Source organism: Acinetobacter sp. WCHAc060025, from assembly GCF_004209355.1.
In the GTDB taxonomy this organism is placed as follows: Bacteria; Pseudomonadota; Gammaproteobacteria; order Pseudomonadales; family Moraxellaceae; genus Acinetobacter; species Acinetobacter wuhouensis.
The window spans coordinates 76,824-103,389 of sequence record NZ_SGSX01000006.1 but is presented as its reverse complement, the minus strand read 5'-3'; the positions used below and the strand labels follow the sequence as shown (position 1 = coordinate 103,389).

Genomic DNA, 26,566 nt, shown 5'->3' with positions numbered 1-26,566 from the left:
AAAAGAACATGGATTATCCAAATTTTAAATATCATCCCAATGCTTACAAACTCAATATCTTTGAGCATGAAAAAGGTATTTGTTCAATTTGTAATGAAGAACGTGATTTAAAATATAACTGCTCTTTTTATAGCATTGATGAGCCTGATTATATTTGTCCTTGGTGTATTGCAAATGGTGAAGCAGCACGTAAATATAATGGTGAATTCAATGATTTTTGCAGTATCGAAGGCATTTCACCTAATCCAAGCGATCCACCTTCAACAGTAAACACACAACACTTAAATGAAATCTGCACTCAAACACCAAGTTATCACAGTTGGCAACAAGAAGTGTGGCTTGTGCATTGCAATGAACCATGTATGTTTATCGCATATGCAGATAGTAAAATGCTTAAACCCATTTGGAATGAAATCAAAGCAGATATTGAAGAGCAAAGCTATCCGCTCGAACTTATTCAAGATCACCTTAGCATTGATGGTGATTTAACAGCTTATCTCTTTCAATGCATTCATTGTCAACAACATCGCTTACATATAGATTGTAGTTAAAGTAAATAAGGGACGTATTTAAATATCTACCATTCATGATGAATGCATTAATAAATCAGTTAAATAACGCTGAATACCCTGCCATTCTTCTTTAACAATGCTATACATCACGGTATCTCTGACTGTTCCATCTTTGCGTAAAGCATCTTGGCGGAGGATACCATCACGATGCGCACCTAAACGCTCAATCGCTTTTTGACTTTTTAAATTACGAATATCTGTACGCAAGACAACTGAATTGGCTTGCAATGTTTCAAAGGCATAACGAAGTAATAAGAGCTTACAACTGGTATTAATATGCGTTCTTTGTGCCGATTTCGCATACCATGTATAGCCAATTTCAACACGGCGTACATCCCACACAAAATCACGAAAACTGGTTGTTCCAACAATACTTCCAGTCGTTTGATCGAGTACAACAAAAGGTACACGTAAGCCTTGAGATTTAAGTTCTAATGCTTTGGCAATATAAGCATTAATCTGGGAGTAATGTGGTACCGAGGTATAATCAAGCTCCCACAAACTTCCATCTTTACACACATCAACTAAAGCCTGTTCATGTTCAGCCTGTAGTGGTAAAAGCTGTACACCATTGATGTGTAATGGTGAATAAAGCGAGGAAAAAACATCTTGATTCATAGCAATTACACCAATGTAGAGGAGGCTCCCCCATTGTCCGCTATGTTTTTTTAAATTTTATGAGCAAAATATTAAGCTTTTAAGACTTTATATCAAATTATTTCAAACCAAACATTATAACCTAATACAATTATTTTAAATCTACGATATTAAAACTTAAATAACATCCGAGTTTAAGAGTTTTTAATACGTAAGATGATTTTAAAGTGAAAATTTAAATCATATTACAAGCTTATTCAAAACTCTTTCACTCAATGATCCATACTAAATTTAAAAAATGAATTATTGCAATTTCACTATTTAACTAGAATAAAAGCATTATGCAAAACCACCATTCACACGAATTACCTGAGAATTAATCCAACTACCATCTTCTCCTATTAGCATACCAACCACATTGGCAATTTCATTCACCGTTGCGATTCGTTGAAGAGGTGCTAAATTAGCAATTGCATCAATTTGCTCTTGAGTTTTTCCTTTATAGAAAAGTTCCGTACCTGTTGGTCCTGGTGCAACAGCATTCACAGTAATATTACGTCCACGTAGTTCATTTGCAAGCACATGTACCAATCCTTCCACACCTGCTTTAGATGCAATATATGGACCATAACCTGGAAATGATTTTGCAATTACACTGGTTGATAATGCAATGATTCGCCCACCATCATGTACTGTTTGAGCAGCATGAGATAATACTAAAAATGCACCACGTAAATTAACCTGAATCACTCGATCAAAATCATTTAGGCTTTCTGGAACTATTTTTACCATAGGCATAACACCTGCACTATGTACGACAACATCAAGTTGTCCATTAATTTCCTGCGCTTGTTCAAATAATTGTTGGACTTCAATTTCATTTGCAACATTGGCTTTTATCGCCGTAGCCTTCCCACCTAATTTTTGAATATATTGTAAAAAGCTTTCAGCTTCATTTTGATCATTTGCATAATTAACAATGACAAAAAAATCATCCTTCACCAATCGCTCTACAATTGCCCGTCCTATACCTTTAGTACCACCAGTAACCAAAGCTGTTTTAATTGTGTGATTCATTTAAACCTCGAATTAAATTAATTTGTGTATCAATTTTGCTTATGTACAGTTTAATATTTCCATTGTATGGATAAAGACTATTTTTTTGATAAGATAATTTTATAATCATCAACAATCACATTAAAATGGATAAGTTAGTAACTTTAAATTTATTTACTCGAATTGTTGAATTAAAAAGTTTCAGTCTTGCCGCTGATCAACTTGCAATTCCACGTGCCACCGCCAGCCATGCGATTAAGCAATTAGAGTCAAGTTTAAATACCCGTTTATTGGAACGTACAACACGACATGTTCGCACAACTTTAGATGGGCAAGCCTATTATCGACGCTGTAAAAGTATTCTTTCAGAATTGGAAGATGCAGATTCCGCATTACGAGATATCCACGCAAAACCTAAAGGTATTTTACGCGTGGATTTACACGGTACGCATGCAACAAAAATTGTATTGCCACGTATCGCAGATTTTCATCAAAAATACCCAGATATTCAATTGATCATGAGTAGTGGAGATCGTTTGGTCGATTTGGTAAAAGAAGGTATTGATTGTGTTATTCGAGCAGGTACCTTACAGGATTCATCGTTGATCGCAAGACCATTGATGAAAATGCCTCAAGTGATTTGTGCAAGCCCTGCTTACTTAGCACAATATGGTTATCCACAAACACCTAATGACTTGAAACTTCATCATTGTGTTGGTTTTTTTTCATCATCTAGACAACATTCATATCCATTCGAACTTATTGTTGATGGCAATACCGTACAATATCAACTTCAACACTGGCTCAGTGTGAATGACGCAGAAAACTATGTCATTTCAGCTTTACAAGGTACAGGGCTAATTCAAGTGCCGCGTTATCATGTAGAAGATGCGATTCAAAATAATCTTTTGGTTGAACTACTAAAAGATTGGCAAAGCCCATATATGAATGTGGCTGCCTTGTATCCACAGCATAAGCAGCTTTCACCTAGAGTTCGTGTATTTATTGATTGGCTCGTGACATTGTATCAACAGTTATAAATTTTTAGATTGCCAACCCTAAACATACCACCCCACCTAAACCCAAAACTAGCCCCAATGCTGTAATCACTTTGAGTTTTTCTTTGAAAATGATTAAGCCTGCAATCACACCAAATAACACGACCAGAATATTCATTCCTGCAAAAACAATTGCTGGAGAATCTTTCAGTAAAATATGTGCTTTCACATACAAAGCTATATTGGCAAAATTTAAAAGCCCTAAAACAAAGCCTGCAAAGATATTTTTAATATTCCAATCCGCTTTACGAAACAATAAATAAGCGATAGAAAGAATAAAGGAACAGAAAAACATTAAGGTCAGAGTCACAGGAAATTGCAATCCTAGACTCGTTGTATATTTCAGTAAAATATCAACAACTGCATAACCTATCCAAACACTGAGTAAATACATCACACCTTTTCGATCTAAAGATGAGTTTGAATCTAGTGAAGAATTAGTTTGAGAAAAAATAATGCAAAGCACAGCAATAATTCCTAAACTGATGCCTAACATTTTCAATTGATTGAATTGTTCTTGAAATAAAAAATAAGCCGCCAATAGTGATAAAACCACAGATAAACGCTGTGCAATTTCAGTTTTAACAATCCCTGCTGTGTGTAATGATTTGGCAAGACATAAAAAGATGCTCGGTAACACCATTCCTAATACAATGATCAACCACCACGGTGTTTGAGATACTGAAATATGGGCTAAATCAGGCTTAAACCATAAGTAACTGAATATACTGGCAATGGCATAATTCCATGCAATCATTTGCAGTGCATCAAAGCCTTTCTGTTTGGCAAATTTCAACAGGATAGAGACCAGTACACTACACAGTGCTGCTGAAAAAATCAGTTCCATGACGATCTTCTTATTTCAATTTAGTATTTCAAAAAGTTTAATAAAAAGCCCACTAAAACTTAGTGGGCTTTCTTTTACAAATCATTCAATTTATAAATAATTAAATCAAATTATTTATAACGATCCACCATTTTCTCTAAAGAAATTGGACGAATCTTGTCGGCATTACCCGCTGTACCAAATGCTGTATAACGATCTACACAGATTTGTTTCATTGCATCTACAGTTTTTGCGAAGAATTTACGTGGATCAAATTCGCTTGGTTGTTCAGCCATCATACGACGTATTGCACCAGTAGACGCTAAACGTAAATCTGTATCGATGTTGATTTTACGTACACCGTGTTTGATTGCTTCAACCAATTGCTCAACAGGAACACCATAAGTTTCTTTGATGTCGCCACCATATTGGTTAATGATCGCAAGCCATTCTTGTGGAACTGAGCTTGAACCATGCATTACAAGGTGTGTATTTGGAAGTGCCGCATGGATTTCTTTAATGCGGTCAATTGCCAAAATATCGCCTGTAGGTGGACGAGTGAATTTGTACGCACCGTGTGAAGTACCTACAGCAATTGCAAGTGCATCAACATTGGTATCTTTTACAAATTGAGTTGCTTCTTCAACTGAAGTAAGTAGTTGAGAATGATCAAGAACGCCTTCAGCGCCTACGCCATCTTCCTCACCTGCCATACCTGTTTCAAGGCTACCCAAACAACCAATCTCGCCTTCAACAGACACACCACACGCATGCGCCATTTGAACCGTACGACGAGTTACGTCTACGTTATATTCATAAGTGGTTGGTGTTTTACCGTCTGCACCTAATGAACCGTCCATCATCACTGATGAAAAGCCCAATTGGATAGAACGCTGACATACATCTGGATCTGTACCATGATCTTGGTGCATTACCACTGGAATATGTGGCCATTCTTCAATTGCAGCTAGAATTAAATGACGTAAAAAAGGAGCGCCTGCATATTTACGTGCGCCCGCAGAAGCTTGCACAATTACAGGTGAATTTGTTTCGTCAGCGGCTAACATGATTGCGCGCATTTGTTCTAAGTTGTTTACGTTAAACGCTGGAACGCCGTAGTTATGTTCACCGGCATGATCCAAGAGTTGGCGCAATGAAATAAGAGCCATAATATCCTCCCAAGTAATGCCCCATATTCTACATGGGGAATTATTTCAAATCAGCAACAATCTTGACTATTTCATAAAAAATCCCTGCTTTAGCAGGGACTTTTAACAAATATCAACAAAGCACTTAGATTATTGTGCTTTTGGCGCTTCTTCTTCATGAGGAGTCGCCGCATCTGCTGGTGCATTTGAAAGTTCAGCAGGAACATCCGTATTTTTTTCATCAAGTACAGGCTTGTCGATTGCATCGATCGCTGCTTGTTGTTCTGGAGTTATATTTTCAGACGCTGTAGAAGTTGCTTCTGAAGTAGATGTTTGTTCTGACGCAGGTGCTTTTTCTTGTTTAGAACATGCAGTCAGTGCTAAAGGAGCAATCATAAGTGCTACAAGAGCAAATTTAAATTTCATCACATTTCCCAGTGTTAGTGATTGGATTAAATTTAGTTTATTGCAAAAATATTTCATTTTTATTACTTGAAGATGAATAGCAAAAACAAAAGGGCTGACACAGCGTCAGCCCTTTCATTAAAACGTCATAAATGTGTTTTAAATAAGTGATTATGCACGTTCAAGCAATACAGCAACTGCAGGAAGTGTTTTGCCTTCAACAAACTCAAGGAATGCACCACCGCCTGTAGAGATATAGCCGATTTTGTCAGCAACTTCATATTTATCAATCGCAGCTAAAGTATCACCACCGCCTGCGATCGAGAAACCTGCTGATTCAGCAATTGCCAATGACAATGCTTTAGTGCCTTCGCCGAATTGATCCACTTCAAACACACCTACTGGACCATTCCAAAGAATCGTTTTCGATGTTTTTAATATCTCAGCAAATGCTTTTGCAGTTTCTGGACCGACATCTAAAATCATGTCATTGTCAGCAACGTCTTCAACTTTTTTCACAACCGCTTTCGCTGCCGCAAGTGAACCCAAGAAATCATCAAAGTTGATTTCTGAAGCATCAGCAACTACAACGTCAGTTGGAAGTGGAACTGAAACTTTCGCTGCAATTGCTTTCGCAGTATCAATCAAATCATGTTCACACAATGATTTACCAACATTGAAACCAGCCGCAGCAAGGAATGTATTGGCAATACCGCCACCCACAATCAATTGATCGCAAATATCAGAAAGTGAAGTTAAAACATCAAGCTTAGTTGATACTTTTGAACCAGCAACGATTGCAACCATTGGCTTTTCAGGCGTTTGAAGCGCACGACCTAAAGCATCCAATTCAGCTGCAAGTAAAGGACCTGCTGCTGCAACTTTGGCTAAACGTGCAACACCTTCAGTAGATGCTTCTGCACGGTGTGCAGTACCGAAAGCATCCATTACAAATACATCACAAAGCGCTGCATATTTCGCTGCTAATTCAGGGTTATTTTTCTTTTCGCCTGTATTGAAACGGCAGTTTTCAAGCAATACCACTTGACCCGCTGCAACTTCAACGCCATCTAAGTAATCTGTAAATAGTTTTACTTCTTGCCCTAAAGCTTCAGTTAAATAAGCCGCTACAGGTGCAAGAGATTGTTCAGCTTTTGGTTCACCTTCAACAGGACGACCTAAGTGTGAATACACCATTACCGCAGCACCTTTTTCAAGTGCCAATTTGATTGTCGGTAAAGCCGCACGTAAACGTGCATCGCTTGTAATCACACCATTTTTAACAGGTACGTTTAAATCTTCACGGATAAGAACACGCTTGCCTGTTAAATCGAGGTCAGTCATACGCTGAAAATTCATGTATAGCTCTCTTTTATTAGATATTGAAAATCGCGTAGATTCTAAATGATTACACAAAAAAAGGTTAGATACTTTCGTAGAAAAGCTGTAGAAAAGTTCTGTTTTGATTATTATAGGTCAAACTTTTTAATTTTGAATGCTTATGTCTATTCATCCCAATCCTAAAATCAATGGTTTAAATGTCTTAGGTGAGCCTTTAGCAAGTTGTTGCTTCTCACCGATTACGGGTTATTTTCGTAACGGATTTTGTCATACAGCACCTTCTGACATCGGACAACATACGGTTTGTGTCGAATTAACTTCTGAATTTTTGAGTTTTTCCCAAAGAATGGGCAATGATTTAATCACACCTTTACCTGAACATGGCTTTCCCGGCTTACAACCTGGCGACTTTTGGTGTCTATGCGTGACCCGTTGGGTTGAAGCTTATCAGCATGATATGGCGCCACGTGTAAAATTACAGGCATGTCACCAAGCCGTTCTGTCTTACGTTCCTTTAGATTTGTTAATGGAATATGCTGTTTAATGAGTCATTCTGAAAATAAAAATGCTGAAATCATTTTGGCTTCATCAAGTCAAACCCGTAAAGATTTAATGAATCGTCTAGGTTTAACTTATCACTGTATTTCACCTGATATTGATGAAACTCCGCGTGGTGAAACCCATGCTGATGATTTGGCAAAGCGTTTGGCTTTTGAAAAAGCTCTTGTCATAGCAAAAGATCATCCCAATGCAATTGTGATTGGTTCTGATCAAGTCGCTTGGCGCGAACATTCACCACAAGATTTTATTGGCAAGCCTTTAACTGTAGAAAAAGCGATTCAGCAGTTACAAGCCAATTCAGGTCAGAATGTTTATTTTAGTACTGCACTCAGTGTGCAACATCTAGCTTCTGGTTTTGAACACACCTTGGTTGAGCATTATCATGTGAAATTTCGAGAATTAACACTTGAAGAAATTCAGCGTTATATCGAAATTGATCAGCCTTTGTATTGTGCAGGTAGTTTTAAATGTGAAAGTTTAGGAATATCGTTATTTGAACAAATGATTGGGCAGGATCAAACCACACTAATGGGTATGCCTATGATTCAGTTGTGTGGGGTTTTAAGGAAGTTTGGGATTTTTCTCCCTTAAGTATTCACATTTTTTATATTAAATCTCTTTTATAAGAGCAAACTAAATTTACATATTATTAAACTAAATACTAAGGCTCAATTAAAGATATAAATTTAATTGAGTTTTATAATTAAGAGCTTCATCTAACAAAGACTTTATTAGATGTAAATATTCAACATCAGGATATTTTTCTATGTATCCTATTGTAAATTTTAGGGCATCTTCTAAACATTTTTCACCCGATATAATCTCCTCTTCAGTTTCATCTATCAATAAATTAAATTTATTATTCAAATCATTAAAATAACCAATCTTCCATAACATATCTATTTTTTCCCGCTCTAAAGGGACAATTGTCATTATTTCTTGATCCATAATGCCATAATTGTCTTTTTCAACAGCATTTTGATTATGCGGTACGATAAAATAAATCATTCATCAACTCTCTTATAGTAAAATCCCAAAATGGAGATAGCTTTGAAATTAATAACTATCTAACCGAGTGGTATATTGAATATTATTTCTATGGTAGTGATATTCATTATTGCACATAAAAAAAAGCCTCAAACTGAGGCTTCTTCTAACACCAACAACAAATCAATCCGCTGAAATATCTTCAAATAACACAGAAGATAAATAACGCTCACCCGCATCAGGAAGAATCACCACAATGGTTTTTCCTGCATTTTCAGGGCGAGCCGCAAGTTTTGCAGCAGCAGCTAAAGCCGCACCACTAGAAATACCCACAAAAACACCCTCTTGAGTTGCACTTTGACGTGCAAAATCAATCGCTTCTTGGTTTTCAATTGCGATTACTTCATCCACCAAACTTAAATCTAAGTTTTTAGGAATGAAGTTTGCACCAATCCCCTGAATCTTATGAGGTCCTGGTGTCAAGGTTTCGCCACGTTTAGTTTGACCAATGATTGGAGAATCCGCAGGCTCAACAGCAACAGAATGAATCGACTGTTTTTTTACATTTTCAAAATAACTCGAAATACCAGAAATCGTACCGCCTGTACCAACACCAGCAACGAGAATATCAACTTTACCGCCTGTTGCTGCCCAAATTTCAGGGCCAGTCGTAGTTTCATGAATCTTAGGATTCGCTGGGTTTTCAAACTGTTGTGGTAAGTAATATGTTTCAGGCTGTTCAGTCGCTAAACGTACTGCTTCATCAACCGCACCTTTCATTCCTTTTGCAGGTTCAGTCAGAATCAAATTTGCACCCAAAGCTTTTAATACTTTACGGCGTTCGATACTCATACTTGCAGGCATGGTTAAAGTAATATCATAACCTTTCGCCGCAGCAACAAATGCCAAAGCAATACCCGTATTTCCGCTTGTAGGCTCAACGATGTGCATGCCTTTTTTCAAAAGACCTTTTGCTTCAGCATCAGCAATCAAAGCTGCACCAATACGATCTTTTACAGAAAATGCAGGATTACGGCTTTCCACTTTGGCAAGTACAGTAGCACCACTCGAAATCAGACGATTAATACGTACCAAAGGCGTATTACCAATCGCTTCCGAGTTGTTGCTATACACAGCAATACCTAAATTTTCAGTTGCTGGGAAATTTGGATCTGTAGACATGGTCTTTCCTTGAATCTAAATGTGTTATATCACTCTATCATAATGCTTTTTTATGAAACTTTGATATTCGGTTACTGAATTTAATTATATCTATATCGAAATAGATTATTCATATAAATCATAAGTTTAGTTTTTAAGCAAATTGTTTGACTGAATTGTCATCAAATCAAAGTGTATATTTGTATATTATTTCAAGCATAATAACGCTATGACGCTAACCTAGAGAATATTATGGCAAGCAATGCTTATCAAAAATTTTACCGACAATTTACAAAAAAAATCTTAGATAAAATCGTAAGCCCACAAGTTTTAGGTGATACAGAAAAACTGGAAAATACTATACATGATCCGAATACACCAAATTCACCGATTTGCTATGTGATTCAAGACGATTCAACATCAAATAAAGTCTTAATTGACAATGAAACAGAAAAAAGAAATTTAAGCCCTGCTTTTGCCCCATTGGCTTTATCTGAGGATTATCAAGAAGATGATTCTTTCATTATTTTAGAACCGAGTAAGAGTAACGCTTCAGCTTATTATCCTGACAAAATTATTCGTCTGGTTGAATTTTTATTAAAACATCCTGAACAAGATGTGCTTTTAGTACCCACTACGATTCTTTGGGGACGCGCACCTGAAAATGAGGACAGTTGGTATAAAGCTTTGATGGCAGATGCTTGGACAAAACCGACGGGGATTAAACAAGCGCTCAATATCACGCTCTATGGACGTGATAACTATATCGAATTCCATCAAGCAATTTCGTTGCGTTCCCTGATTGATTCAGCTATTGAGCTTACACCGAACTTCTCACCTGCACATTATGTGGTGACTGAACTCAACAAACAGTTTAATGGCTATAAAGAAGCCATTTTAGGTCCTGATATTTCTGACCGTCGTAATGTCATTAAAAAATTAATGATGTCAGAAGCTGTCAAAGAAGCGATTCTCAATGAAAGCATTCACAAAAAAATCAGTGTCAATGAAGCTGAAAATTTAGCCCATAAATATTTAGATGAAATTGTTTCGGATTTTTCATATTCAACTTTGCGCTTTGCTGAGATTGCCCTCACCAAACTTTGGACACAGCTTTATGATGGGATCGAAGTACATAATTTCGATACAGTCCGTGAACTCGCCAAAGATTATGAAATTGTCTACACACCATGTCATCGTAGCCACATTGACTATTTGTTATTGTCTTATGTGATTTATAACCGTGGCTTGATGATTCCGCATATTGCAGCGGGTATTAACCTGAATATGCCTGTGGTTGGACAATTGATGCGTGGCGCAGGTGCATACTTCATTCGTCGTAGTTTTAACGGTAATGCACTTTATACTGCTGTCTTTAAAGAATATATCTACAGTATGCTGAATCGCAATACACCGATGGAATATTTCATCGAGGGTGGTCGCTCACGTACAGGTTTATTGCTTGCACCGAAAAAGGGCATGCTCGCTATGACCATTCAGAGTTATTTACGTGGTAATAGTAAACCAATTGCATTCATTCCAACCTATTTTGGTTATGAAAAGCTAATGGAAGGTAGCTCTTATATCAAAGAGTTAGGCGGGCAAAAGAAACAAGCTGAATCATTGTTTGGATTGTTAAAATCTATTCAAAAAATTGAAAAAGTCTTTGGTGTCGTTCATGTAAATTTAGGTGAGCCAGTGTTCCTTGATGACTTACTCAAAAAACACAATGCACCTGAACATGTTGCTTTACATGAAGAAATGCCTACTTCGGTTAAAGCAACGGTGAATGATGTTGCGATCGAAATTTTAGAAAATATCAATAAAGCAGTCGTGATTAATCCAATCAGCTTGATTTCTCTTGTTTTATTAAATGCACCGACACATGCATTGGCTGAACGTGAAGTCATCCAACGTTTAGAGCAATTAAGAAACTTGCTCAAACTACATCGTTATGATGAACGTATGAAAATGACGGAGCTTTCAAATCAAGAAATCATTCAATATGCAATGAAGCTTAAGCAAGTTGAATTGATTGAGCATGATAATGAACGCTGGGTTAAAGTCAGTGATACCCAAGTCGGTTTACTGAAGTACTTTAGCAACAACATTTTGCATACTTTTATTTTGCCTGCGTTAATTGCCAAAGTATTGAAAATGCATACGGAGCAACAAGTTTTTGTCATTGCTAAAGCTGATTTATTGAGCCAAGTGATTGCACTTTATCCTGAAATTCAGAAAGCCTTTTTCTTAAAATGGGATGAATCAGAGGTTCAAACTGAAATTGAACAGCTTTTACAATATTTTGTGACTGAAAAATTAATTCAAATCAATGACGAAGATCATATTCAAATCTCGGATGCTGATCCCAAAGTTCGCCTACTTTCTGCTTTTGCGCATTTATATGATGTCAATGTCGTAGTAAAAGACGCTGAGAAAGAGGATAAAGAGAAATAATCTTTTAAATTGAATTTAGAATAAACATTCCCTTCACTTACTTTTGCATCATGAAAATTATACATCAAGTTGAAGGGATTTTTTAGTGCTTAAACCCTATAAAACCATAATAATTCAACACTTGTGCAAAGGTTTCTATAGTAGAAAACCCTGCTTGCTGATATAAATTCTTCATTTCATCTACACTGATCAATGCAAAGTCTTGATCAATACGATTTGCCATAACCTCAGCCTGCTTCTCAGACAAGCCTGTTTTTAAAGCAAGTATTTTCAAGGTTTCTAATTGTTGAGGATTTGAGATTTGCGTTAACTCATAACTTAAACATAATCCAGATTTGCTTAGGCTATTTTCAATATCTTTAAAAAATTGTCCTTTTTGTTGTATCGGTACAAAATGCGAAACCAAAATTGCCAATGCAACATCAAATGTTTCATTTAAACCAGATAAAATAGATGTATCACCGAGTACAAATTGAACCTGATTTGAAAGCCCTGAATCCGCAATATATTGCTGCGCTTTTTCAATCATATTCGGTGCAGGATCAATCGCTGTAAATGTCCAATCAGGAAATTGTTCAGCTAAATATTTCAACTCATAGCCTGTACCACAACCAACCACTAAAATATTTGCGTTCGACGGCGCATAGGTTTTCAGTAGAGCATGCACTTGCAAATGAATCATTTCATAACTTGGAATCAATTTACGGATATGATCATCATAACCATCGACTACAACAGGGTTGTTAAAATCCTTTGCCATCTTTCAGTCCTTTGAGAATGTCGAATTTAGAGATTTTTAATAAGGCTACTTCGATGATTCAACACCTTGAACTTGCTTGACTTTAACAGCCTGTAAGCAAAAATCAGCAATTTGCTTCACAAAATATTCTTTATAGGTTTTGTCAAAACGGTTGGTTTTGGCAATACTCAAAGGCTCAATCACCACGAAGGTCATCGCACCAACAATACATAGTGCTGTGGTATTTAAATCTTCAAAAATAAATTCACCTGAATGGCGACCTTCGGTCAAGATTTTAAGAATACTTTCTTTAATCAACTGCTTACTTTGAAAACGTTCCAACTCAAATTGAGGATCGACAGGTTCAAATAATAAAGAATAAGATAAACGCGGACTGTTCATCGCACGTTTCACAAAGGTCGTCACTGCACGATGTAACTTTTCCATGGCAGTTTGTTCGGTATGCGCAATATCATTGAGAATATTCACCTCGATATGAATTGCGGCATTTAAAACTTCAATTAAAACCTGATTTTTATTTTCAAAATAGCGATAAACCAAACCACTCGACACCCCTGCCCGATCTGCAATCGCTTGAATTTGCGCATCTTTAAATCCTCCTTGTGCAACCAATTCCCGTGCAGACAATAAAATCATCTCACGGTTTTGTTGCATCTTTTCTTCCATCACAGAGGATCGTTTATAACTCATGACTTTATAAAAATTCCATTTAAAAATAAAAGATTAAAAAATTTAAAGTAAATTTTACCCTAATTTTTCGATGTGGTAATTCAGACTAAATACTAATGAGTTTCGACTCAATTAGCTATCCTTTGGGCAGTAAACCTTTTTGCAATGAATCAGAGTGTTTATTGAATAAGCACAATCGTGAGGGAACACTCTCAAATAGATTGATTTTATGCATGATTTGTAAAGAGATTGTCCGAAAATCCCCCCTTATATTGGTCAAATCTCCCCTTTATTCACTTGCTTAAAAATGATTCACTAAGTTGAGCAAAGAATCGTATAAAAGCTTTATAAATTAGCCTTTTGGGTTAGATTATTTATAAAGTTTCTATACGGTAATAACGATAATATTCAAGGAAGAATAGAATGAAAATAAAACCACTTATTTTAAGTATGTTGCCGATTTTAGCGACGACATATAGCCACTCAGCTGCAATGGATCAGTCTGGACAGTCGATTTTAGCCTTTCTTGAAGATAAAAATTACGTTGAAGCCAGTATCGCTGTGGTCGATCCTGATGTATCGGGTAAAGTTCGAGATCGTCCAGATCTTGTCAATGCAGGAAGTACCGATCTCAGTACTGGAGATATGGCAGAATCTTTTCAATATTATAATGTTGCCCTCAAACTCCAAATCGCGCCAATAGTGTCTTTTGGTTTGATCTATGACCAACCCTTCGGTGCAGCTGTCAAATACCCTTTACGTGACAATAATACATTTTCAGACAACAAGATCAGTCAAACTGGCACTGAGGCCAATGTAGATACTCAAAATATCAGTATGCTTTTTGGCTTCCAACCTGACCCACATTTCAACCTCTATGCAGGCGGTGTTTATCAAACTGTAAAAGGTAATGTGAAACTTCGTGGTAATTCCATGAGTATTTTCAATGGGTATGATGCCGATTTTAAACAAGATAATGCTGTTGGTTGGCTTGCTGGTGCAGCATTCCAAATTCCAGAAATTGCACTAAAAGCTGCCGTGACGTATCGCTCTGAAATTAAACACAAGTTACAAGCAACTGAAAGTATTTTTGGCGAGCCTCTAGTCCTCACTGCTGATACAAAAACTGAAATTACCACACCTCAATCGGTCAATTTAGATTTTCAAACTGGGGTTTATAAAGATACATTGGCTTATTTAAATGCACGTTGGGTCAATTGGAAACAGTTTGAGTTAAGACCGACACAGTTTGGGGCTTTGACTGAAATGGCGACAGGCGAACTCAGCCAAGGATTGTATTCAGGTGGTTTCAATCTTGATGATTATCATAAAGATCAATACAGCGTCACACTGGGTTTAGGTCATCAATTTACAGAAAAATGGGCAGCTTCTGCGGATGTGTCTTGGGACTCTGGTACAGGCAATCCTGCCTCTGTACTCAACCCAACTAAAGGTGGTTGGGGCTTAGGCTTAGGTGTGCAATATAATCCAGCACCAAACTATTTCATTGCAGGTGGTGTGAAATATCTTTGGATTGGTGATGCAACAGCACAAGATGGTACATACTACCTCCCTGTTCCTGGTATTTCTGAGATCGCCCAACAAGGAGACTATAAGGACAATACAGCGATTGGATATGGTCTAAAAATGGGTTATCGTTTTTAATCCATTCTATTGGATTTGGTTAAATTAAGGTTTTAGCGTAGACTTCTTTCACTTGTAACACTTAACGAAAGAAGTCTTTTTTATTTTCAAATAAAAATTCATTTTTCAGTCATTTGTACATGTTATACATCAAATAACGGAAATTAAAAAACAAGTTAGCGTCTAACTTAAAATCTCTAAAAATTTAAAGGTATATCGATATGAAACTCTTACGTTTAATTCCAGTTTTGGCATTGGGTACAATTTTAACTGCTTGCGGTGGCTTACCTAAAGAGTGTGAAGAATCTTGGAAACACATGGAGGAACTTGGCAAGCAAAGTGGCATGCCTGAAGAATCGTTAAAAGAACAAAAGAAAGCGTTTGAAGAAGAAATTAAAAAGTTATCTAAAGATGAAGCGATTCAAGCATGTAAAGCACAATCGTCAATTCTTGGAATGGTTAAACAATAATTTCTTATAGTCACCTAAGAGCAGTACGCATGTTAAAAAAATTAGCATAAATATTGCTCTTTTTAGATTCCTAAAAATAATAATACCTAAGCTCATCAATCACATTTTTTTGATTCATCATAAATAAACATCGGTCCTAATTCATAAATTTGATCATTGCGTTTTGCTTGCGGAATATATGCACTGGAAATAGAACCATCTAAGTATAAGGCTTGGTTGATTTTTAATTGTGTTTTGAAAATATCAGCAAAATCATAAAAACTGATTCGTCCACGACTAATCACAAAATACAACTGATTGTTTTTAATTCCAACACCGTTACGGATTTTCAATGATTCTGAATTTTTCACAAAAATCGGATTGATGCTTCCATTTATCACCAACATCGGACCTGACTGCGTGGCATACGTAGATTGGAAAGCTGTATTTTTAAATTGTTGCGTGGTTTGAATGACTGCTTTATTTTTATTCCAAGCCACCACGCCATTGGGTTGCATAAAGAAATTACCAAATTGATTTTTTTGAATATTTAATGGATAAAGTTGTTTTGACTGTTCGACATATAAACCTACGGGTTCAAACGTTGTGTGATACATCCCAGCATTCATTGCAAAACTAAGTCGACAATCTTTATGCTTTTTCAGAATTGCTGAAAAGCGTTTAAAAGGCTTATTTTGTGCATCATTTAAGACTAGTTTTAGTTTATGAAATTCATCTATTTTGACGACATCTGCAATAACTTGATTGTTATGCTTAATTTCAAAATATTCGGTATTTGCTAGCGTTTGTGATGGCATTCCACTCATACCAAACCACGATAATAGCAACGGTAAAGACACTTTTAGCTTCATATCATGTACACAAATTCTATAGAAATCGCCCCTATTCTAAGCTGTATAGCTTCGATAAATGAATATTATTTATCATTTTAGATGCAAATTTTTACTTAATTATCAATTTCAAGGCTTCTATATTCACATGACATCGCTATAATGGCTCTGTCCTTTCAATTAAATACATGTGTACACTTTATTTGAACTGAGTGGAATATGCAGATTAAATCAGTAACAACAAAGTATGCTCTAGGTTCGCATCTTATCGTAAAACATTTTGGCTATAGCCATCATGGGATTTACGCCGGTAAGGGACGCGTCATTCATTATTCTGGTTTTGCACACCTTTTCAAAAAACGCCCGATTGAAATCACCACGCTAGAAAAGTTTGCTCACGGTAAAACCATCCATATTCGTCAATATGAACAGCCCAAATTTAAAGGTCGCCATGTGGTACGCCGTATGCGTTCACGCATGCATGAAAATAATTACCATTTAATTATTAATAATTGTGAACACCTCTGTAGTTGGGCAATCACAGGAATTGAAAGTAGTCCTCAAGTGGTCAAAATGATGAACCGTTTAACCACGATTGGTTATATCAGCTCTATTATGACCTATATGAATGGTTTATTTTTAACGATTGCAACCACATGTTTTGCTTTAGTTTTATATATAAAAATGAAACTGAGAGCCCAATCTAAACTTAAACTTCCAACTTATTTATCGATTAAAGAACAACAATCTAAAAAATAAAACAACTAGGCAAAAAAAAACCCTACCGAAGCAGGGAACGAGAAATATCACGTTTTTTTTCAAGGTGAGCATAACGCTCAACCTCAATATGAATAGCATTCCGATAAATGTCAATAATTAATTAAATTACAATAATTTAATAAAAATAAATTAACATTTTTTTTACAAAAACTTAACGGTTAAATGGTGGAAATTTGTCTTCAATTAAATTTAATTTTATACCGTATTCCAAATAAGCTTTTAAATTATCAATGACTGTTGTGAATCCACCTGTCGCATCGACAACAAAAGCGATCAATTCTGCCCCTTGTAATGGAATATCGTAATTTCTGATTTTTAAGTAGGTTTGCTCTGCATTGACCTGTTCAAAAATAAAATCTACTGTCGATTTTGGATCTCCCCAAATCACTTGAATCAGTCTATTTTCAATGATATTTAACACTTTAACTTGTGCGGTCACTTCATATTTAGCCCAACGCCATTCTACAGTTTTGCCCTGTTCTAATTTTCCAGTTGAATGACTAAACCAAAATTGCGTGGTGATTTCAGGGTTGATAAAAGCATTAAAAACATCATTGATCGGTTTACGGATCAGCATTTGGGTTTCAATGGTTGGGTTCATTGCGTTGCTCCAAATTGAATGTATAAACAATGTGATACCACATCATTTATAGATGCGGTATTTTTATTTTGTTAATCATTTTTTGATCAGTTTGTTTACTATGCTATAAAATTGGATTTAACCAGTGCATGGTATCGTTCTGAAAATTGTCCATTCCAATAAGGATAATAGGGATAAGGCGGATAAATCGCACTTACAGTATCCAATCGTTGGATTTGATCTTCATTCAATTTAAATTGATTCGCTTCAAGATTTGCAGACAATTGTTGCGAATTTCTAGCGCCGATCAAGACAGTTGAAACAGTTGGTCGTTGCAATATCCAATTAAGTGAAATTTGTGGAATAGAATAACCCGTTGCAAGTGAAATATCCTGAAGCACATCTAAAACCTGATACAGATATTCTTCATTGACTGGTGGTGCGAATTGCGCTGTTTCATGTAAACGACTATGTTCAGGTAATGGATGATTTCGATCAAATTTACCCGTCAGTCTGCCCCAGCCTAGTGGACTCCAGACCACAGCGCCAATTTTTTGATCGTGGTTTAAAGACATCAGTTCCCATTCATAATCACGTCCAATTAGTGAATAATAAATCTGATGTGCGCTGAATTTTTCATAACCATAACGATCCGCAATTGCTTGGGCTTTCATTAGCTGCCATCCTGCAAAATTGGATGCACCGATATAACGAACCTTGCCACTTTTAACCAGTTGATCTAGAGATGACATCAGTTGTTCGAGTGGGGTAAAACTGTCAAATTGATGAAGTTGTAACACATCTATATAGTCGGTATTTAGACGCTTTAGAGACTGCTCTACAGCGTGGATCAGATAATGACGTGAATAGCCGACATGATTGATTTGTTCATTGCTTCGTATGCCAACTTTAGTAGAGATAATGACCTGTTGACGTTGATTGGTTAGTGCTTTACCAAGCATCCGTTCAGATTCACCATCTGAGTAAACATCGGCTGTATCAAAATAGTTAATACCTGCGTCTAAACATTGCTGAATCATTTGATTGGCTTCAGTCTGATCTGCCTGCCCCCATGCTGAAAATAATGGTCCCTTACCTCCCAATGTTCCTGCACCAAAACCAAGTTCTGAAACTTGTAATCCTGAACTGCCTAGAAAGTTATATTTCATGTGAATCTACCGTCTATGATTGATTCATCACAGAATAATCATCGTAAATATTCAAATAAACACGAATAATCAACAATCATTTTTCTGATTTTCTTGATAATTGTTTTGTGTTTTTGGAAAATCGGTTAAAAATGTTGAGATAAGGCGCACTGATTATGAATACTGATGATTTTCACTTTTTTGTCCGTGTTGCAGAACTCGGTTCAATTAGTCAGGCTGCCAAAGAAGCCGATATTTCAGTTTCAGTGGCGAGTCAACGAATTCAAAGGCTTGAACAGCATTTAATGCTTAGGCTATTTTACAGAACCACTCGTCGTTTAACGCTAACGGATGAAGGAAAAATTTTACTCAAACAAGGTTATCCACTCATTCAAGAATTTCAAACACTCAAAGATAATTTATTGGAACAAAATCAGGAATTAACAGGAACGCTCAAGTTGACAGCTTCAGCAACATTCGGTGCAAAAATACTTACAGCTGTGATTGCACAATTTCTCTTACATCACCCAAAACTCAATATAATTTTAGATTTAAATGATCAAAATGTTGATCTGATCGAACATGGCTTTGATGTCGCCATTCGTATCGGAAAATTACAGGATTCAAGTCTGATCGCCAAACCACTGATGGATAACCCACGCTTACTTTGCGCAGCACCTGAATATTTAGCACATCATGGTATGCCTAAAACACCTAATGACTTATTACAGCATCAATGTATTGTGCAAAACCATCAACAAGGTTTAAGCCATACATGGCAATTGTTTGATAATGAAAATAATGCCTATGCGGTCAAGGTATCAGGACAATTTATTTCCAACTCAGGTGATGGCATTCGCCAAGCTTCTTTGGCAGGCGTTGGTATTTCCAACCATTCGCTTTGGCATGTACAGGAAGATTTAGCATCTGGAAAATTAGTCCAAGTACTGCCCGACTATACAGTTGAACCTACACAGATTTATGCAATTATTCCAGATCGTAAGCTTGTTCCACAAAAAGTAAGCGTTTTTATTGAGTATTTACAAAATTATTTTCAAAAAAAATAATCAAGCTGACAGCATATTATTTTTACATTCAAAATCTTAAAAAAAATACATTATTCTAAATGACAAACATAGTCTACAACTTCACTTGACTGCATACTAAAGCGACTATTTTCAGGAACTTTAAAATACTCACCCGCAGAAAAAGATTTAAACTCCCCATCCTCAATTTTAATCAGACATTTTCCTGAAATAATTTCTATTCTCTCAGGGACATGCGTTTCAAAAGTTAAGGGCTTTTCTGTAGGAAGCAACACACCTAAAGTTTTCTTCGAACCATCTTGGCATTCAATCAGATAACTGATAGATCGACCATCAAAATGAATATTCGGCTTTTTATGAACAGTGACAAAATCAAATTGTATCGCCATGACACAAACCTGTTTAATTTTTATACATAAACAATGTATATCTTTTCATGACTTCATTTCAATATTTTTATCAAAAAATAAACCCAGCCGAAGCTGGGTTTAATACTTAAATTTAAAATTACTTATTCGGTTTAAAACTGTCTTTCAAATCTAAGATACGGTTAAACACAGGTTTGTCGCTTGTATGATCGTGCTGATCTGCAACAAAATATCCTTCACGTTCAAACTGGAAGCGATCTTCAGGATTTGCTTGCGCCAATGCAGGTTCAATCACTGCTTGCAAAACTTGTAACGAATCAGGATTTAAACATTTCAAGAAATCGTCATCAGCATCTGGTGCGGCTTCTGTGAATAAACGGTCATAAACACGCACTTCCGCAGGAATACCTTTAGTCGCAGATACCCAATGCACAACACCTTTCACCTTCCGTCCTTCAGGATTTTTACCTAAAGTTTCAGGATCAATCGAACATTTTAGCTCGATCACTTCGCCATTTGCATCTTTAATCACTTCATCGCACTTGATGACATAAGCATGACGTAAACGCACTTCACCCTCAGGAATCAAACGCTTAAAGCCTTTTGGTGGTACTTCTTCAAAGTCTTTACGGTCGATATAAATTTCTGATGTTAAAGGAATGATACGATCGCCCATATCCACGTTTGGATGACGTGCATGGCTCAAATCCATATCTTCAGGCAGATTCGTTAAAGTCACTTTGAGTGGATTTAATACAGCCATACCACGCGCTGCGGTATTTTCCAAAGATTGGCGAATACAGAACTCAAGCATTGCCACATCAACAATACCATCCGTTTTAGACACACCAACACGTTTACAGAAATCACGTAAACCTTCAGGTGTGAAACCACGACGACGCATACCGACCACTGTAGGCATACGTGGATCGTCCCAACCACTTACATGATTGCCTTCAACCAATTTACGCAATTTACGTTTAGAGGTAATGGTATAGTCAATGTTTAAACGGCTCGATTCGTACTGATGCGGTACAGATGGCGATTTAACTTTTTCAACCACCCAATCATAGAACGGACGGTGATCTTGGAATTCCAAAGTACATAATGAATGGGTAATACCTTCAATCGCATCAGATAATGGATGCGCATAGTCGTACATTGGATACATTTTCCATTTATCACCTGTTTGGTGATGTTCAGAATGGAGTACACGATACAAAATCGGATCACGCATGTGGACGTTTGGTGACGCCATATCAATTTTGGCACGTAATACTGCTTTGCCTTCGCCAAGCTCGCCATTGTTCATTTGTTCAAAACGTGCAAGGTTTTCTTCGACCGAAGTATCACGGTATGGAGAATTTTTACCTAAATCGACAAAATTACCACGATTTAAACGGATTTCTTCAGGGCTTTGCAAATCAACATAAGCATCCCCTTGTTTGATCAATTGAATCGCCCAAGCGTGTAATTGATCAAAATAGCTCGATGCATAACGAGGCTCACCATTCCATTCAAAACCAAGCCATTTCACATCATTGGCAATACCATCGACATATTCTTGTTCTTCAGCATCTGGATTGGTATCGTCAAAACGTAGGTTACATAAACCTTGGTATTCTTCTGCGATGCCAAAGTTCAAACAAATCGCTTTGACATGACCAATATGTAAATAACCGTTTGGTTCAGGTGGGAATCGTGTCACAACTTGTTGAGTGCGACCTGCTGCCAAATCATCAGTAATCACTTGGCGTACAAAGTCCAAACCTGCCTGTTGTTCTTGCTGCGCATTATCGACAGATGCAGTATTGGTTGTCGGGGTTTTCGGCAGTTCTGAAACAACATCATTTGGCTTCATAGTTGATAAATCACTTCTAAAAGTTAAAATAGGATCAATAAAAACGGATTTTCGAAAATATTAACAAAGAAAATCACGTTTTTGCTTGCTATGTAGTTTACAGTTTGCTTATGCTTCTCTCAACCAAAAACCCATGACATTTTTGTCATGATTAGGAGATTATAGAATGAGTTTTCCTCAAGTCGAATTAAACACCAACAAAGGACGCATTGTTCTTGAACTTAACTCTGAAAAAGCACCTAAAACTGTTGCTAACTTTTTAGAATACGTTCGTGATGGTTTTTATGATGGCGTAATCTTCCACCGTGTGATTGACGGTTTCATGATTCAAGGCGGTGGCATGGATGAAAATTTCAAAGAAAAAGCCACCCGTGACTCTATCGAAAACGAAGCTGACAACGGTTTGAGTAATGATGAAGGTACGATCGCTATGGCACGTACTCAAGCTCCTCACTCTGCTTCTGCTCAATTCTTCATTAACGTGAAAAACAACTCTTTCCTTAACCACACTGGTAAAACAGCACAAGGTTGGGGTTATGCAGTATTTGGTAAAGTAACTGAAGGCTTAGACGTTGTTGAAGCGATCAAAGGTGTTCGTACTGGTAACCGTGGTTATCACGCTGACGTTCCTTTAGAAAATGTTGTCATTGAATCTGCAAAAATTATTGCTGAGTAATAGAATCCCTCCTAACCTCCCTGAGCAAGTTTTAAAGCACTGCTTTTAAAACGAAGCGCAAGTGGGAGGAACTTCCAATATATAAGGAAGGAAAGTCCCCCTTTGCAAAAGGTGGGTGAGGAGCATTGCTCCGCAAGGGGGATTCTAAAAAATAGGTAAAATAAAATAGTGACCCATCTGTTTATCGCTGATTTACATTTGTCACCAGATCACCCTCGACTCGTTCGGGGGTTTTTAGCTTTATTGGAACAATATCAAAATAATAATGCGACACAACCAACCCAACTCTATATTTTAGGTGATTGGTTTAACGCTTGGATTGGCGATGACTACACTGCCCCTTGGTTAGATGAAATTGTCACAGCCTTAAAACAATTCAGTGCGTCAGGAAATCAAATTTTCTTTTTAGTGGGTAATCGTGATTTTGCCTTGGGTCAAAAATTTCTCAATAAATTCAATGGCAAGCTCCTCCCCGAGATTTATACCCTAAATATTGGAAATAAAAAATTTAGAATCGAACATGGCGATGCCCTGTGTACCGATGATGTTTCTTATCAACGTTTCCGTAAAATTATTCGTAATCCGATTATTTTAGGCTTATTAAAAAGTACACCTTTGAGTTTTAGACAAAAACTTGCCAATGGTTTTCGTAAAAAAAGTCGTGAATCCAATCAAACTAAAAGCTATGCCATTATGGATGTAAATGCACAGGCTGTTGAAACTGCCATAGCTGAGGTTGATGTATTGATTCATGGACATACCCACCGCCCTGAAATCCATGATGTACACGGTAAAACGAGGATTGTTTTAGGCGATTGGCGTGAAAAAACATCTGAAGCAATGATTTTAGAGGTGGATGATGATGGACAATGGAATTTTTTTAATTGGAAGATAAGATAGAGAATATCTAACAAAGGATATTCATCATGAATGATAAAGAAATAAGTAAATATTTGAGTTTTATCCTCAGACATCAGCCTGAATCAATTCAATTAAAATTGGATCAGCAAGGTTGGGCAAATATTGAAGAACTTATAGACAACGCTGAACCTGTCAATAATTTCAGAATCGATAGAGCTACGCTAAATTCAATTGTTGAAAATAGTGAAAAAAAACGCTTTCAAATCAGTAGTGATGGTTTAAAAATCCGTGCTGTACAAGGTCACTCCACATCTACTGTAGATCGAACGTTTACCGAAAAGATGCCACCAGAAATACTTTTTCATGGTACTGCCGAACGGTTTATTGACTCGATCAAACAACATGGATTAGTTCCCAAGGAGCGTCAATATGTACATTTATCAGAAAATATCGAAACAGCTATAGCAGTTGGTCAGCGTTATGGTAAACCACGTATTCTGAGTATCAATGCCTTAGAAATGTATCATCGTGGGATTAAATTTTATCAGGCTGAAAATGGTGTATGGCTTGTCGAGCGAGTTGTTCCACAATCTATTGCGTTTGAACCGTGAAAATTCACGTTTATTTACGTTTCAAAAGATTCAAATTATCTGAAATATGTCTATAATATCGAAAATTTACGATATATGAGACGGCTCATGGATTTATTAACTGTATCTAAAACTCGCTACACGACCAAAGCTTACGATGCAACTAAGAAAATTCCGCAAGAAAAATTCGAACAGTTACTTGAAATCCTACGTTTAACGCCATCTTCGATCAACATCCAACCGTGGCACTTTTTCATTGCAGATAATGATGCGGCGAAACAACGCATTGCCACAGCACTGGTTGGAAAATATGCTTATAACGCACCTAAAGTTTTAGACTCATCACATACCATTCTCTTTTGTACCAAAGCTGATATTACAGAGCAGCATTTAGCGAATCTATTGAGTCAAGATGATTTAAGCGGTCGTTTTAAAGATGAAAAAGCCAAACAAGGTCAAAAAGATAGCCGTTCAGGTTATGTAGATTATTACCGTACTGAAAAAGGTGATATTCAACGTTGGGCAGAAAACCAAACTTTCATTGCACTTGGGCAAGCTCTCCTTGCAGCAGGAATCGAAGGGATTGATGCAACACCGATCGGTGGTTTTGATGAAACGATTATCACCGAAGAATTAGGTTTAGACGAGAAAGGTTTGATTCCATCTGTACTCATGACACTAGGTTATCGTAGTGATGCAGATTTCAATGCTTCATTGCCTAAGTCACGTTTAAACAAAGAAGAAATATTTACCAAACTTTAAGTTTTTGAATCGTCAAAATTTAAACAAGAGAAGTCATACGTGACTTCTTTTTATTTCACTCATAAATCTCTAATTCAACAAATATCATACCCACTCAACATTTATCCTAAGGGATAATAATGATCAAAGTTAAAATAAAAATACATGCTCTATGAAAAAGACGATTTTACTCACTCTATTGATCACACAGTTCTACGCATGCTCATCTTTTGAAATGAGTGCCGAAAATAAACAAAACCAAAAATTCTCAAAATTTAGTCAACAATTTACCAATCCTGATCATATTCAAACAACAGATGAAGTAAAAATTCTAGCAGAACTTCAAATAATGACACCGTATATCCAATCTCTGAATATACAATCACTAAATGAACAGGGTCAAATGCCTAAAATTCGGGATAATCTTTATTTAGATTTTGCCAACTTAAATGCAGCTTATTCTGAATATTTAGTCTTCCATCATTGCATAAATTTATCTGAGAAATATTTTTTAAATGCTGAACACACTTATTTAAAATTATTACAAGACTTCCCCTATGATGAAAATCTTCTCTACAATATTTCTATTTTCTATGCGCGCAACTCCGTACCATTCGATGATGATCAACACCAACAGATACGCACCCAACTTTTAGAAAAATCTAAGCAATATGCTGAAAAAATTCAAGAAACTAACACAGATAATCAGCAACATAAACACCATTACTACGCTGTACTGAGTGAACTGCTCAATGCACTTGATAAACAAAAGATCAGGAAAGATCAACAAAAAGCATTAATACAAACATTACAGCCTTTTTTATTTGAATTACTCGAACAACCTAACATGGATTATGATTCTGGTAATTTTTTTATATTGGTCAAATATTATGATCAGTATTTAAAAGCTTATTATCCTCAGCAAGCAAAATCTTGGTTAAAACAAAACCAGAATAAAATTTTAGCATTTTACAATTCACATCAAGATGAAAATACTCAACGGAACAATACGATAAGTGCACAACTCTATGCATTATTAGATCAACCAGAGAAAGCATTATATTTTCTCAAGTTATTAAAATTTACCGAAAAAGACAATTACACACCACCAGATATTCTCGATGCACAACTTTTCGATAAAATGCGTCATTCAAAAGCATTTCAAGACTGGTTTTCACGATATTCACAAGAATACCAAGCTTATCTAGAGCAAAATCCAAAGGTCTGTAACAGCCTACAAAGCAGTGTGCATTCTGAAATTAAATTATTAAATAATCAGAAACCTAAAAACGTATTAGAGATCAATAAAAATGTAAGTGAAGCACCTAAATCATCACCAAAGCTTGAACAAAAATCGGGGAAATAACATGAAT

General features: G+C 36.4%; 29 protein-coding genes. 14 read left to right on the top strand and 15 right to left on the bottom strand.

Annotated features, from left to right (window positions below; translation table 11 throughout):
- The first annotated feature begins 8 nt into the window (after positions 1-8).
- Entirely contained in the window at positions 9-551 is a 543-nt protein-coding gene (locus tag EXE09_RS06705; protein ID WP_130116753.1) for a CbrC family protein, read from the top strand.
- A 33-nt stretch (positions 552-584) separates the two neighbouring features.
- Here the strand turns inward: EXE09_RS06705 and EXE09_RS06700 are convergent, their stop codons facing one another.
- Both EXE09_RS06700 and EXE09_RS06695 read right to left on the bottom strand, forming a co-directional pair.
- The gene (locus EXE09_RS06700) at positions 585-1,190 is read right to left on the bottom strand and encodes a GNAT family N-acetyltransferase (RefSeq protein WP_130116752.1); all 606 of its coding nucleotides are present in this window, start codon (positions 1,188-1,190) and stop codon (positions 585-587) included.
- A 318-nt stretch (positions 1,191-1,508) separates the two neighbouring features.
- Positions 1,509-2,246 (bottom strand): SDR family oxidoreductase, encoded by a 738-nt coding sequence (locus EXE09_RS06695; RefSeq protein WP_130116751.1) that lies wholly within the window; start codon positions 2,244-2,246, stop codon positions 1,509-1,511.
- Between the two features lie 125 nt (positions 2,247-2,371).
- Here EXE09_RS06695 and EXE09_RS06690 point away from each other — a divergent pair, with 125 nt between their 5' ends.
- On the top strand, positions 2,372-3,265 hold the full coding sequence (locus tag EXE09_RS06690) for a LysR family transcriptional regulator (RefSeq protein ID WP_087551887.1): 894 nt from the start codon (positions 2,372-2,374) through the stop codon (positions 3,263-3,265).
- A 4-nt stretch (positions 3,266-3,269) separates the two neighbouring features.
- Here the strand turns inward: EXE09_RS06690 and EXE09_RS06685 are convergent, their stop codons facing one another.
- The 4 genes from EXE09_RS06685 to EXE09_RS06670 all read right to left on the bottom strand — a co-directional run bounded on the left by EXE09_RS06685 (position 3,270) and on the right by EXE09_RS06670 (position 7,021).
- Positions 3,270-4,130: a DMT family transporter gene (locus tag EXE09_RS06685; RefSeq protein ID WP_130116750.1), complete on the bottom strand. Its 861-nt coding sequence runs from the start codon at positions 4,128-4,130 to the stop codon at positions 3,270-3,272.
- A 110-nt stretch (positions 4,131-4,240) separates the two neighbouring features.
- The gene (gene fba / locus EXE09_RS06680) at positions 4,241-5,278 is read right to left on the bottom strand and encodes a class II fructose-bisphosphate aldolase (protein WP_130116749.1); all 1,038 of its coding nucleotides are present in this window, start codon (positions 5,276-5,278) and stop codon (positions 4,241-4,243) included.
- Between the two features lie 129 nt (positions 5,279-5,407).
- Positions 5,408-5,683: a hypothetical protein gene (locus EXE09_RS06675; RefSeq protein WP_130116748.1), complete on the bottom strand. Its 276-nt coding sequence runs from the start codon at positions 5,681-5,683 to the stop codon at positions 5,408-5,410.
- Positions 5,684-5,833: 150 nt separating this feature from the next.
- Positions 5,834-7,021 (bottom strand): phosphoglycerate kinase, encoded by a 1,188-nt coding sequence (locus tag EXE09_RS06670; RefSeq protein WP_130112182.1) that lies wholly within the window; start codon positions 7,019-7,021, stop codon positions 5,834-5,836.
- 142 nt (positions 7,022-7,163) lie between these two features.
- Here EXE09_RS06670 and EXE09_RS06665 point away from each other — a divergent pair, with 142 nt between their 5' ends.
- Complete coding sequence (locus EXE09_RS06665; RefSeq protein ID WP_068975129.1) at positions 7,164-7,547, top strand: DUF2237 family protein; 384 nt, start codon at positions 7,164-7,166, stop codon at positions 7,545-7,547.
- Positions 7,547-8,155: a Maf family protein gene (locus tag EXE09_RS06660; protein ID WP_130116747.1), complete on the top strand. Its 609-nt coding sequence runs from the start codon at positions 7,547-7,549 to the stop codon at positions 8,153-8,155. The genes EXE09_RS06665 and EXE09_RS06660 overlap by 1 nt, the downstream gene beginning before the upstream one ends.
- Before the next feature lie 81 nt (positions 8,156-8,236).
- Here the strand turns inward: EXE09_RS06660 and EXE09_RS06655 are convergent, their stop codons facing one another.
- The gene (locus EXE09_RS06655; RefSeq protein ID WP_130116746.1) at positions 8,237-8,572 is read right to left on the bottom strand and encodes a hypothetical protein; all 336 of its coding nucleotides are present in this window, start codon (positions 8,570-8,572) and stop codon (positions 8,237-8,239) included.
- A gap of 162 nt (positions 8,573-8,734) precedes the next feature.
- Positions 8,735-9,733 carry a cysteine synthase A gene (cysK, locus tag EXE09_RS06650; RefSeq protein ID WP_130116745.1) on the bottom strand — a complete coding sequence of 333 codons (999 nt, stop codon included), beginning with the start codon at positions 9,731-9,733 and terminating at the stop codon, positions 8,735-8,737.
- A 231-nt stretch (positions 9,734-9,964) separates the two neighbouring features.
- Between cysK and plsB the strand changes: the two genes are divergently transcribed.
- On the top strand, positions 9,965-12,169 hold the full coding sequence (plsB, locus tag EXE09_RS06645; protein ID WP_130116744.1) for a glycerol-3-phosphate 1-O-acyltransferase PlsB: 2,205 nt from the start codon (positions 9,965-9,967) through the stop codon (positions 12,167-12,169).
- Positions 12,170-12,251: 82 nt separating this feature from the next.
- On the opposite strand, the gene EXE09_RS06640 is transcribed toward plsB, so the two are convergent.
- Together EXE09_RS06640 and EXE09_RS06635 are read right to left on the bottom strand one after the other, a co-directional pair.
- A complete protein-coding gene (locus EXE09_RS06640) occupies positions 12,252-12,929 on the bottom strand; it encodes a class I SAM-dependent methyltransferase (protein ID WP_130116743.1) in 678 nt (225 codons plus the stop codon).
- Between the two features lie 45 nt (positions 12,930-12,974).
- Positions 12,975-13,619: a TetR/AcrR family transcriptional regulator gene (locus tag EXE09_RS06635; RefSeq protein WP_213073884.1), complete on the bottom strand. Its 645-nt coding sequence runs from the start codon at positions 13,617-13,619 to the stop codon at positions 12,975-12,977.
- A 402-nt stretch (positions 13,620-14,021) separates the two neighbouring features.
- On the opposite strand from EXE09_RS06635, the gene EXE09_RS06630 reads away from it, so the two are divergent.
- Together EXE09_RS06630 and EXE09_RS06625 are read left to right on the top strand one after the other, a co-directional pair.
- On the top strand, positions 14,022-15,263 hold the full coding sequence (locus tag EXE09_RS06630; protein ID WP_130116742.1) for an OmpP1/FadL family transporter: 1,242 nt from the start codon (positions 14,022-14,024) through the stop codon (positions 15,261-15,263).
- 200 nt (positions 15,264-15,463) lie between these two features.
- Positions 15,464-15,712 carry a hypothetical protein gene (locus tag EXE09_RS06625; protein WP_068974271.1) on the top strand — a complete coding sequence of 83 codons (249 nt, stop codon included), beginning with the start codon at positions 15,464-15,466 and terminating at the stop codon, positions 15,710-15,712.
- A 95-nt stretch (positions 15,713-15,807) separates the two neighbouring features.
- Here EXE09_RS06625 and EXE09_RS06620 read toward each other — a convergent pair whose 3' ends face one another.
- On the bottom strand, positions 15,808-16,563 hold the full coding sequence (locus EXE09_RS06620; RefSeq protein WP_130116741.1) for a phosphodiester glycosidase family protein: 756 nt from the start codon (positions 16,561-16,563) through the stop codon (positions 15,808-15,810).
- A gap of 198 nt (positions 16,564-16,761) precedes the next feature.
- Between EXE09_RS06620 and EXE09_RS06615 the strand changes: the two genes are divergently transcribed.
- Positions 16,762-17,301, top strand: a complete 540-nt coding sequence (locus tag EXE09_RS06615; RefSeq protein WP_068974273.1) for a lecithin retinol acyltransferase family protein — start codon at positions 16,762-16,764, stop codon at positions 17,299-17,301.
- 172 nt (positions 17,302-17,473) lie between these two features.
- Here the strand turns inward: EXE09_RS06615 and EXE09_RS06610 are convergent, their stop codons facing one another.
- Positions 17,474-17,923 carry an SRPBCC domain-containing protein gene (locus EXE09_RS06610; protein WP_130116740.1) on the bottom strand — a complete coding sequence of 150 codons (450 nt, stop codon included), beginning with the start codon at positions 17,921-17,923 and terminating at the stop codon, positions 17,474-17,476.
- A 98-nt stretch (positions 17,924-18,021) separates the two neighbouring features.
- The gene (locus tag EXE09_RS06605; protein WP_130116739.1) at positions 18,022-19,071 is read right to left on the bottom strand and encodes an aldo/keto reductase; all 1,050 of its coding nucleotides are present in this window, start codon (positions 19,069-19,071) and stop codon (positions 18,022-18,024) included.
- A 155-nt stretch (positions 19,072-19,226) separates the two neighbouring features.
- On the opposite strand from EXE09_RS06605, the gene EXE09_RS06600 reads away from it, so the two are divergent.
- On the top strand, positions 19,227-20,117 hold the full coding sequence (locus tag EXE09_RS06600) for a LysR family transcriptional regulator (protein ID WP_130116738.1): 891 nt from the start codon (positions 19,227-19,229) through the stop codon (positions 20,115-20,117).
- Between the two features lie 50 nt (positions 20,118-20,167).
- Here the strand turns inward: EXE09_RS06600 and EXE09_RS06595 are convergent, their stop codons facing one another.
- Both EXE09_RS06595 and EXE09_RS06590 read right to left on the bottom strand, forming a co-directional pair.
- Complete coding sequence (locus tag EXE09_RS06595; RefSeq protein WP_130116737.1) at positions 20,168-20,485, bottom strand: pyrimidine/purine nucleoside phosphorylase; 318 nt, start codon at positions 20,483-20,485, stop codon at positions 20,168-20,170.
- 118 nt (positions 20,486-20,603) lie between these two features.
- Entirely contained in the window at positions 20,604-22,325 is a 1,722-nt protein-coding gene (locus tag EXE09_RS06590; RefSeq protein WP_130116736.1) for a glutamine--tRNA ligase/YqeY domain fusion protein, read from the bottom strand.
- A gap of 166 nt (positions 22,326-22,491) precedes the next feature.
- Here EXE09_RS06590 and EXE09_RS06585 point away from each other — a divergent pair, with 166 nt between their 5' ends.
- From EXE09_RS06585 to EXE09_RS06565, 5 genes are all read left to right on the top strand, one after another.
- Complete coding sequence (locus EXE09_RS06585) at positions 22,492-23,001, top strand: peptidylprolyl isomerase (protein ID WP_068974279.1); 510 nt, start codon at positions 22,492-22,494, stop codon at positions 22,999-23,001.
- Between the two features lie 168 nt (positions 23,002-23,169).
- Positions 23,170-23,901: a UDP-2,3-diacylglucosamine diphosphatase gene (locus EXE09_RS06580; RefSeq protein ID WP_130116735.1), complete on the top strand. Its 732-nt coding sequence runs from the start codon at positions 23,170-23,172 to the stop codon at positions 23,899-23,901.
- A gap of 26 nt (positions 23,902-23,927) precedes the next feature.
- Positions 23,928-24,473, top strand: coding sequence for an RNA 2'-phosphotransferase (locus EXE09_RS06575; RefSeq protein WP_130116734.1), 546 nt, complete (start codon positions 23,928-23,930; stop codon positions 24,471-24,473).
- An 87-nt stretch (positions 24,474-24,560) separates the two neighbouring features.
- On the top strand, positions 24,561-25,214 hold the full coding sequence (nfsB, locus tag EXE09_RS06570) for an oxygen-insensitive NAD(P)H nitroreductase (RefSeq protein ID WP_130112169.1): 654 nt from the start codon (positions 24,561-24,563) through the stop codon (positions 25,212-25,214).
- A 151-nt stretch (positions 25,215-25,365) separates the two neighbouring features.
- A complete protein-coding gene (locus tag EXE09_RS06565; RefSeq protein WP_130116733.1) occupies positions 25,366-26,559 on the top strand; it encodes a hypothetical protein in 1,194 nt (397 codons plus the stop codon).
- Positions 26,560-26,566: the final 7 nt, after the last annotated feature.

Excerpts from the sequence above, each read along its gene's own strand:
- EXE09_RS06705 (WP_130116753.1), top strand. The coding sequence starts at position 9 with ATGGATTATCCAAATTTTAAATATCATCCCAATGCTTACAAACTCAAT.
- EXE09_RS06700 (WP_130116752.1), bottom strand. The coding sequence starts at position 1,190 with ATGAATCAAGATGTTTTTTCCTCGCTTTATTCACCATTACACATCAAT.
- EXE09_RS06695 (WP_130116751.1), bottom strand. The coding sequence starts at position 2,246 with ATGAATCACACAATTAAAACAGCTTTGGTTACTGGTGGTACTAAAGGT.
- EXE09_RS06690 (WP_087551887.1), top strand. The coding sequence starts at position 2,372 with ATGGATAAGTTAGTAACTTTAAATTTATTTACTCGAATTGTTGAATTA.
- EXE09_RS06685 (WP_130116750.1), bottom strand. The coding sequence starts at position 4,130 with ATGGAACTGATTTTTTCAGCAGCACTGTGTAGTGTACTGGTCTCTATC.
- fba (WP_130116749.1), bottom strand. The coding sequence starts at position 5,278 with ATGGCTCTTATTTCATTGCGCCAACTCTTGGATCATGCCGGTGAACAT.
- EXE09_RS06675 (WP_130116748.1), bottom strand. The coding sequence starts at position 5,683 with ATGAAATTTAAATTTGCTCTTGTAGCACTTATGATTGCTCCTTTAGCA.
- EXE09_RS06670 (WP_130112182.1), bottom strand. The coding sequence starts at position 7,021 with ATGAATTTTCAGCGTATGACTGACCTCGATTTAACAGGCAAGCGTGTT.
- EXE09_RS06665 (WP_068975129.1), top strand. The coding sequence starts at position 7,164 with ATGTCTATTCATCCCAATCCTAAAATCAATGGTTTAAATGTCTTAGGT.
- EXE09_RS06660 (WP_130116747.1), top strand. The coding sequence starts at position 7,547 with ATGAGTCATTCTGAAAATAAAAATGCTGAAATCATTTTGGCTTCATCA.
- EXE09_RS06655 (WP_130116746.1), bottom strand. The coding sequence starts at position 8,572 with ATGATTTATTTTATCGTACCGCATAATCAAAATGCTGTTGAAAAAGAC.
- cysK (WP_130116745.1), bottom strand. The coding sequence starts at position 9,733 with ATGTCTACAGATCCAAATTTCCCAGCAACTGAAAATTTAGGTATTGCT.
- plsB (WP_130116744.1), top strand. The coding sequence starts at position 9,965 with ATGGCAAGCAATGCTTATCAAAAATTTTACCGACAATTTACAAAAAAA.
- EXE09_RS06640 (WP_130116743.1), bottom strand. The coding sequence starts at position 12,929 with ATGGCAAAGGATTTTAACAACCCTGTTGTAGTCGATGGTTATGATGAT.
- EXE09_RS06635 (WP_213073884.1), bottom strand. The coding sequence starts at position 13,619 with ATGAGTTATAAACGATCCTCTGTGATGGAAGAAAAGATGCAACAAAAC.
- EXE09_RS06630 (WP_130116742.1), top strand. The coding sequence starts at position 14,022 with ATGAAAATAAAACCACTTATTTTAAGTATGTTGCCGATTTTAGCGACG.
- EXE09_RS06625 (WP_068974271.1), top strand. The coding sequence starts at position 15,464 with ATGAAACTCTTACGTTTAATTCCAGTTTTGGCATTGGGTACAATTTTA.
- EXE09_RS06620 (WP_130116741.1), bottom strand. The coding sequence starts at position 16,563 with ATGAAGCTAAAAGTGTCTTTACCGTTGCTATTATCGTGGTTTGGTATG.
- EXE09_RS06615 (WP_068974273.1), top strand. The coding sequence starts at position 16,762 with ATGCAGATTAAATCAGTAACAACAAAGTATGCTCTAGGTTCGCATCTT.
- EXE09_RS06610 (WP_130116740.1), bottom strand. The coding sequence starts at position 17,923 with ATGAACCCAACCATTGAAACCCAAATGCTGATCCGTAAACCGATCAAT.
- EXE09_RS06605 (WP_130116739.1), bottom strand. The coding sequence starts at position 19,071 with ATGAAATATAACTTTCTAGGCAGTTCAGGATTACAAGTTTCAGAACTT.
- EXE09_RS06600 (WP_130116738.1), top strand. The coding sequence starts at position 19,227 with ATGAATACTGATGATTTTCACTTTTTTGTCCGTGTTGCAGAACTCGGT.
- EXE09_RS06595 (WP_130116737.1), bottom strand. The coding sequence starts at position 20,485 with ATGGCGATACAATTTGATTTTGTCACTGTTCATAAAAAGCCGAATATT.
- EXE09_RS06590 (WP_130116736.1), bottom strand. The coding sequence starts at position 22,325 with ATGAAGCCAAATGATGTTGTTTCAGAACTGCCGAAAACCCCGACAACC.
- EXE09_RS06585 (WP_068974279.1), top strand. The coding sequence starts at position 22,492 with ATGAGTTTTCCTCAAGTCGAATTAAACACCAACAAAGGACGCATTGTT.
- EXE09_RS06575 (WP_130116734.1), top strand. The coding sequence starts at position 23,928 with ATGAATGATAAAGAAATAAGTAAATATTTGAGTTTTATCCTCAGACAT.
- nfsB (WP_130112169.1), top strand. The coding sequence starts at position 24,561 with ATGGATTTATTAACTGTATCTAAAACTCGCTACACGACCAAAGCTTAC.
- EXE09_RS06565 (WP_130116733.1), top strand. The coding sequence starts at position 25,366 with ATGAAAAAGACGATTTTACTCACTCTATTGATCACACAGTTCTACGCA.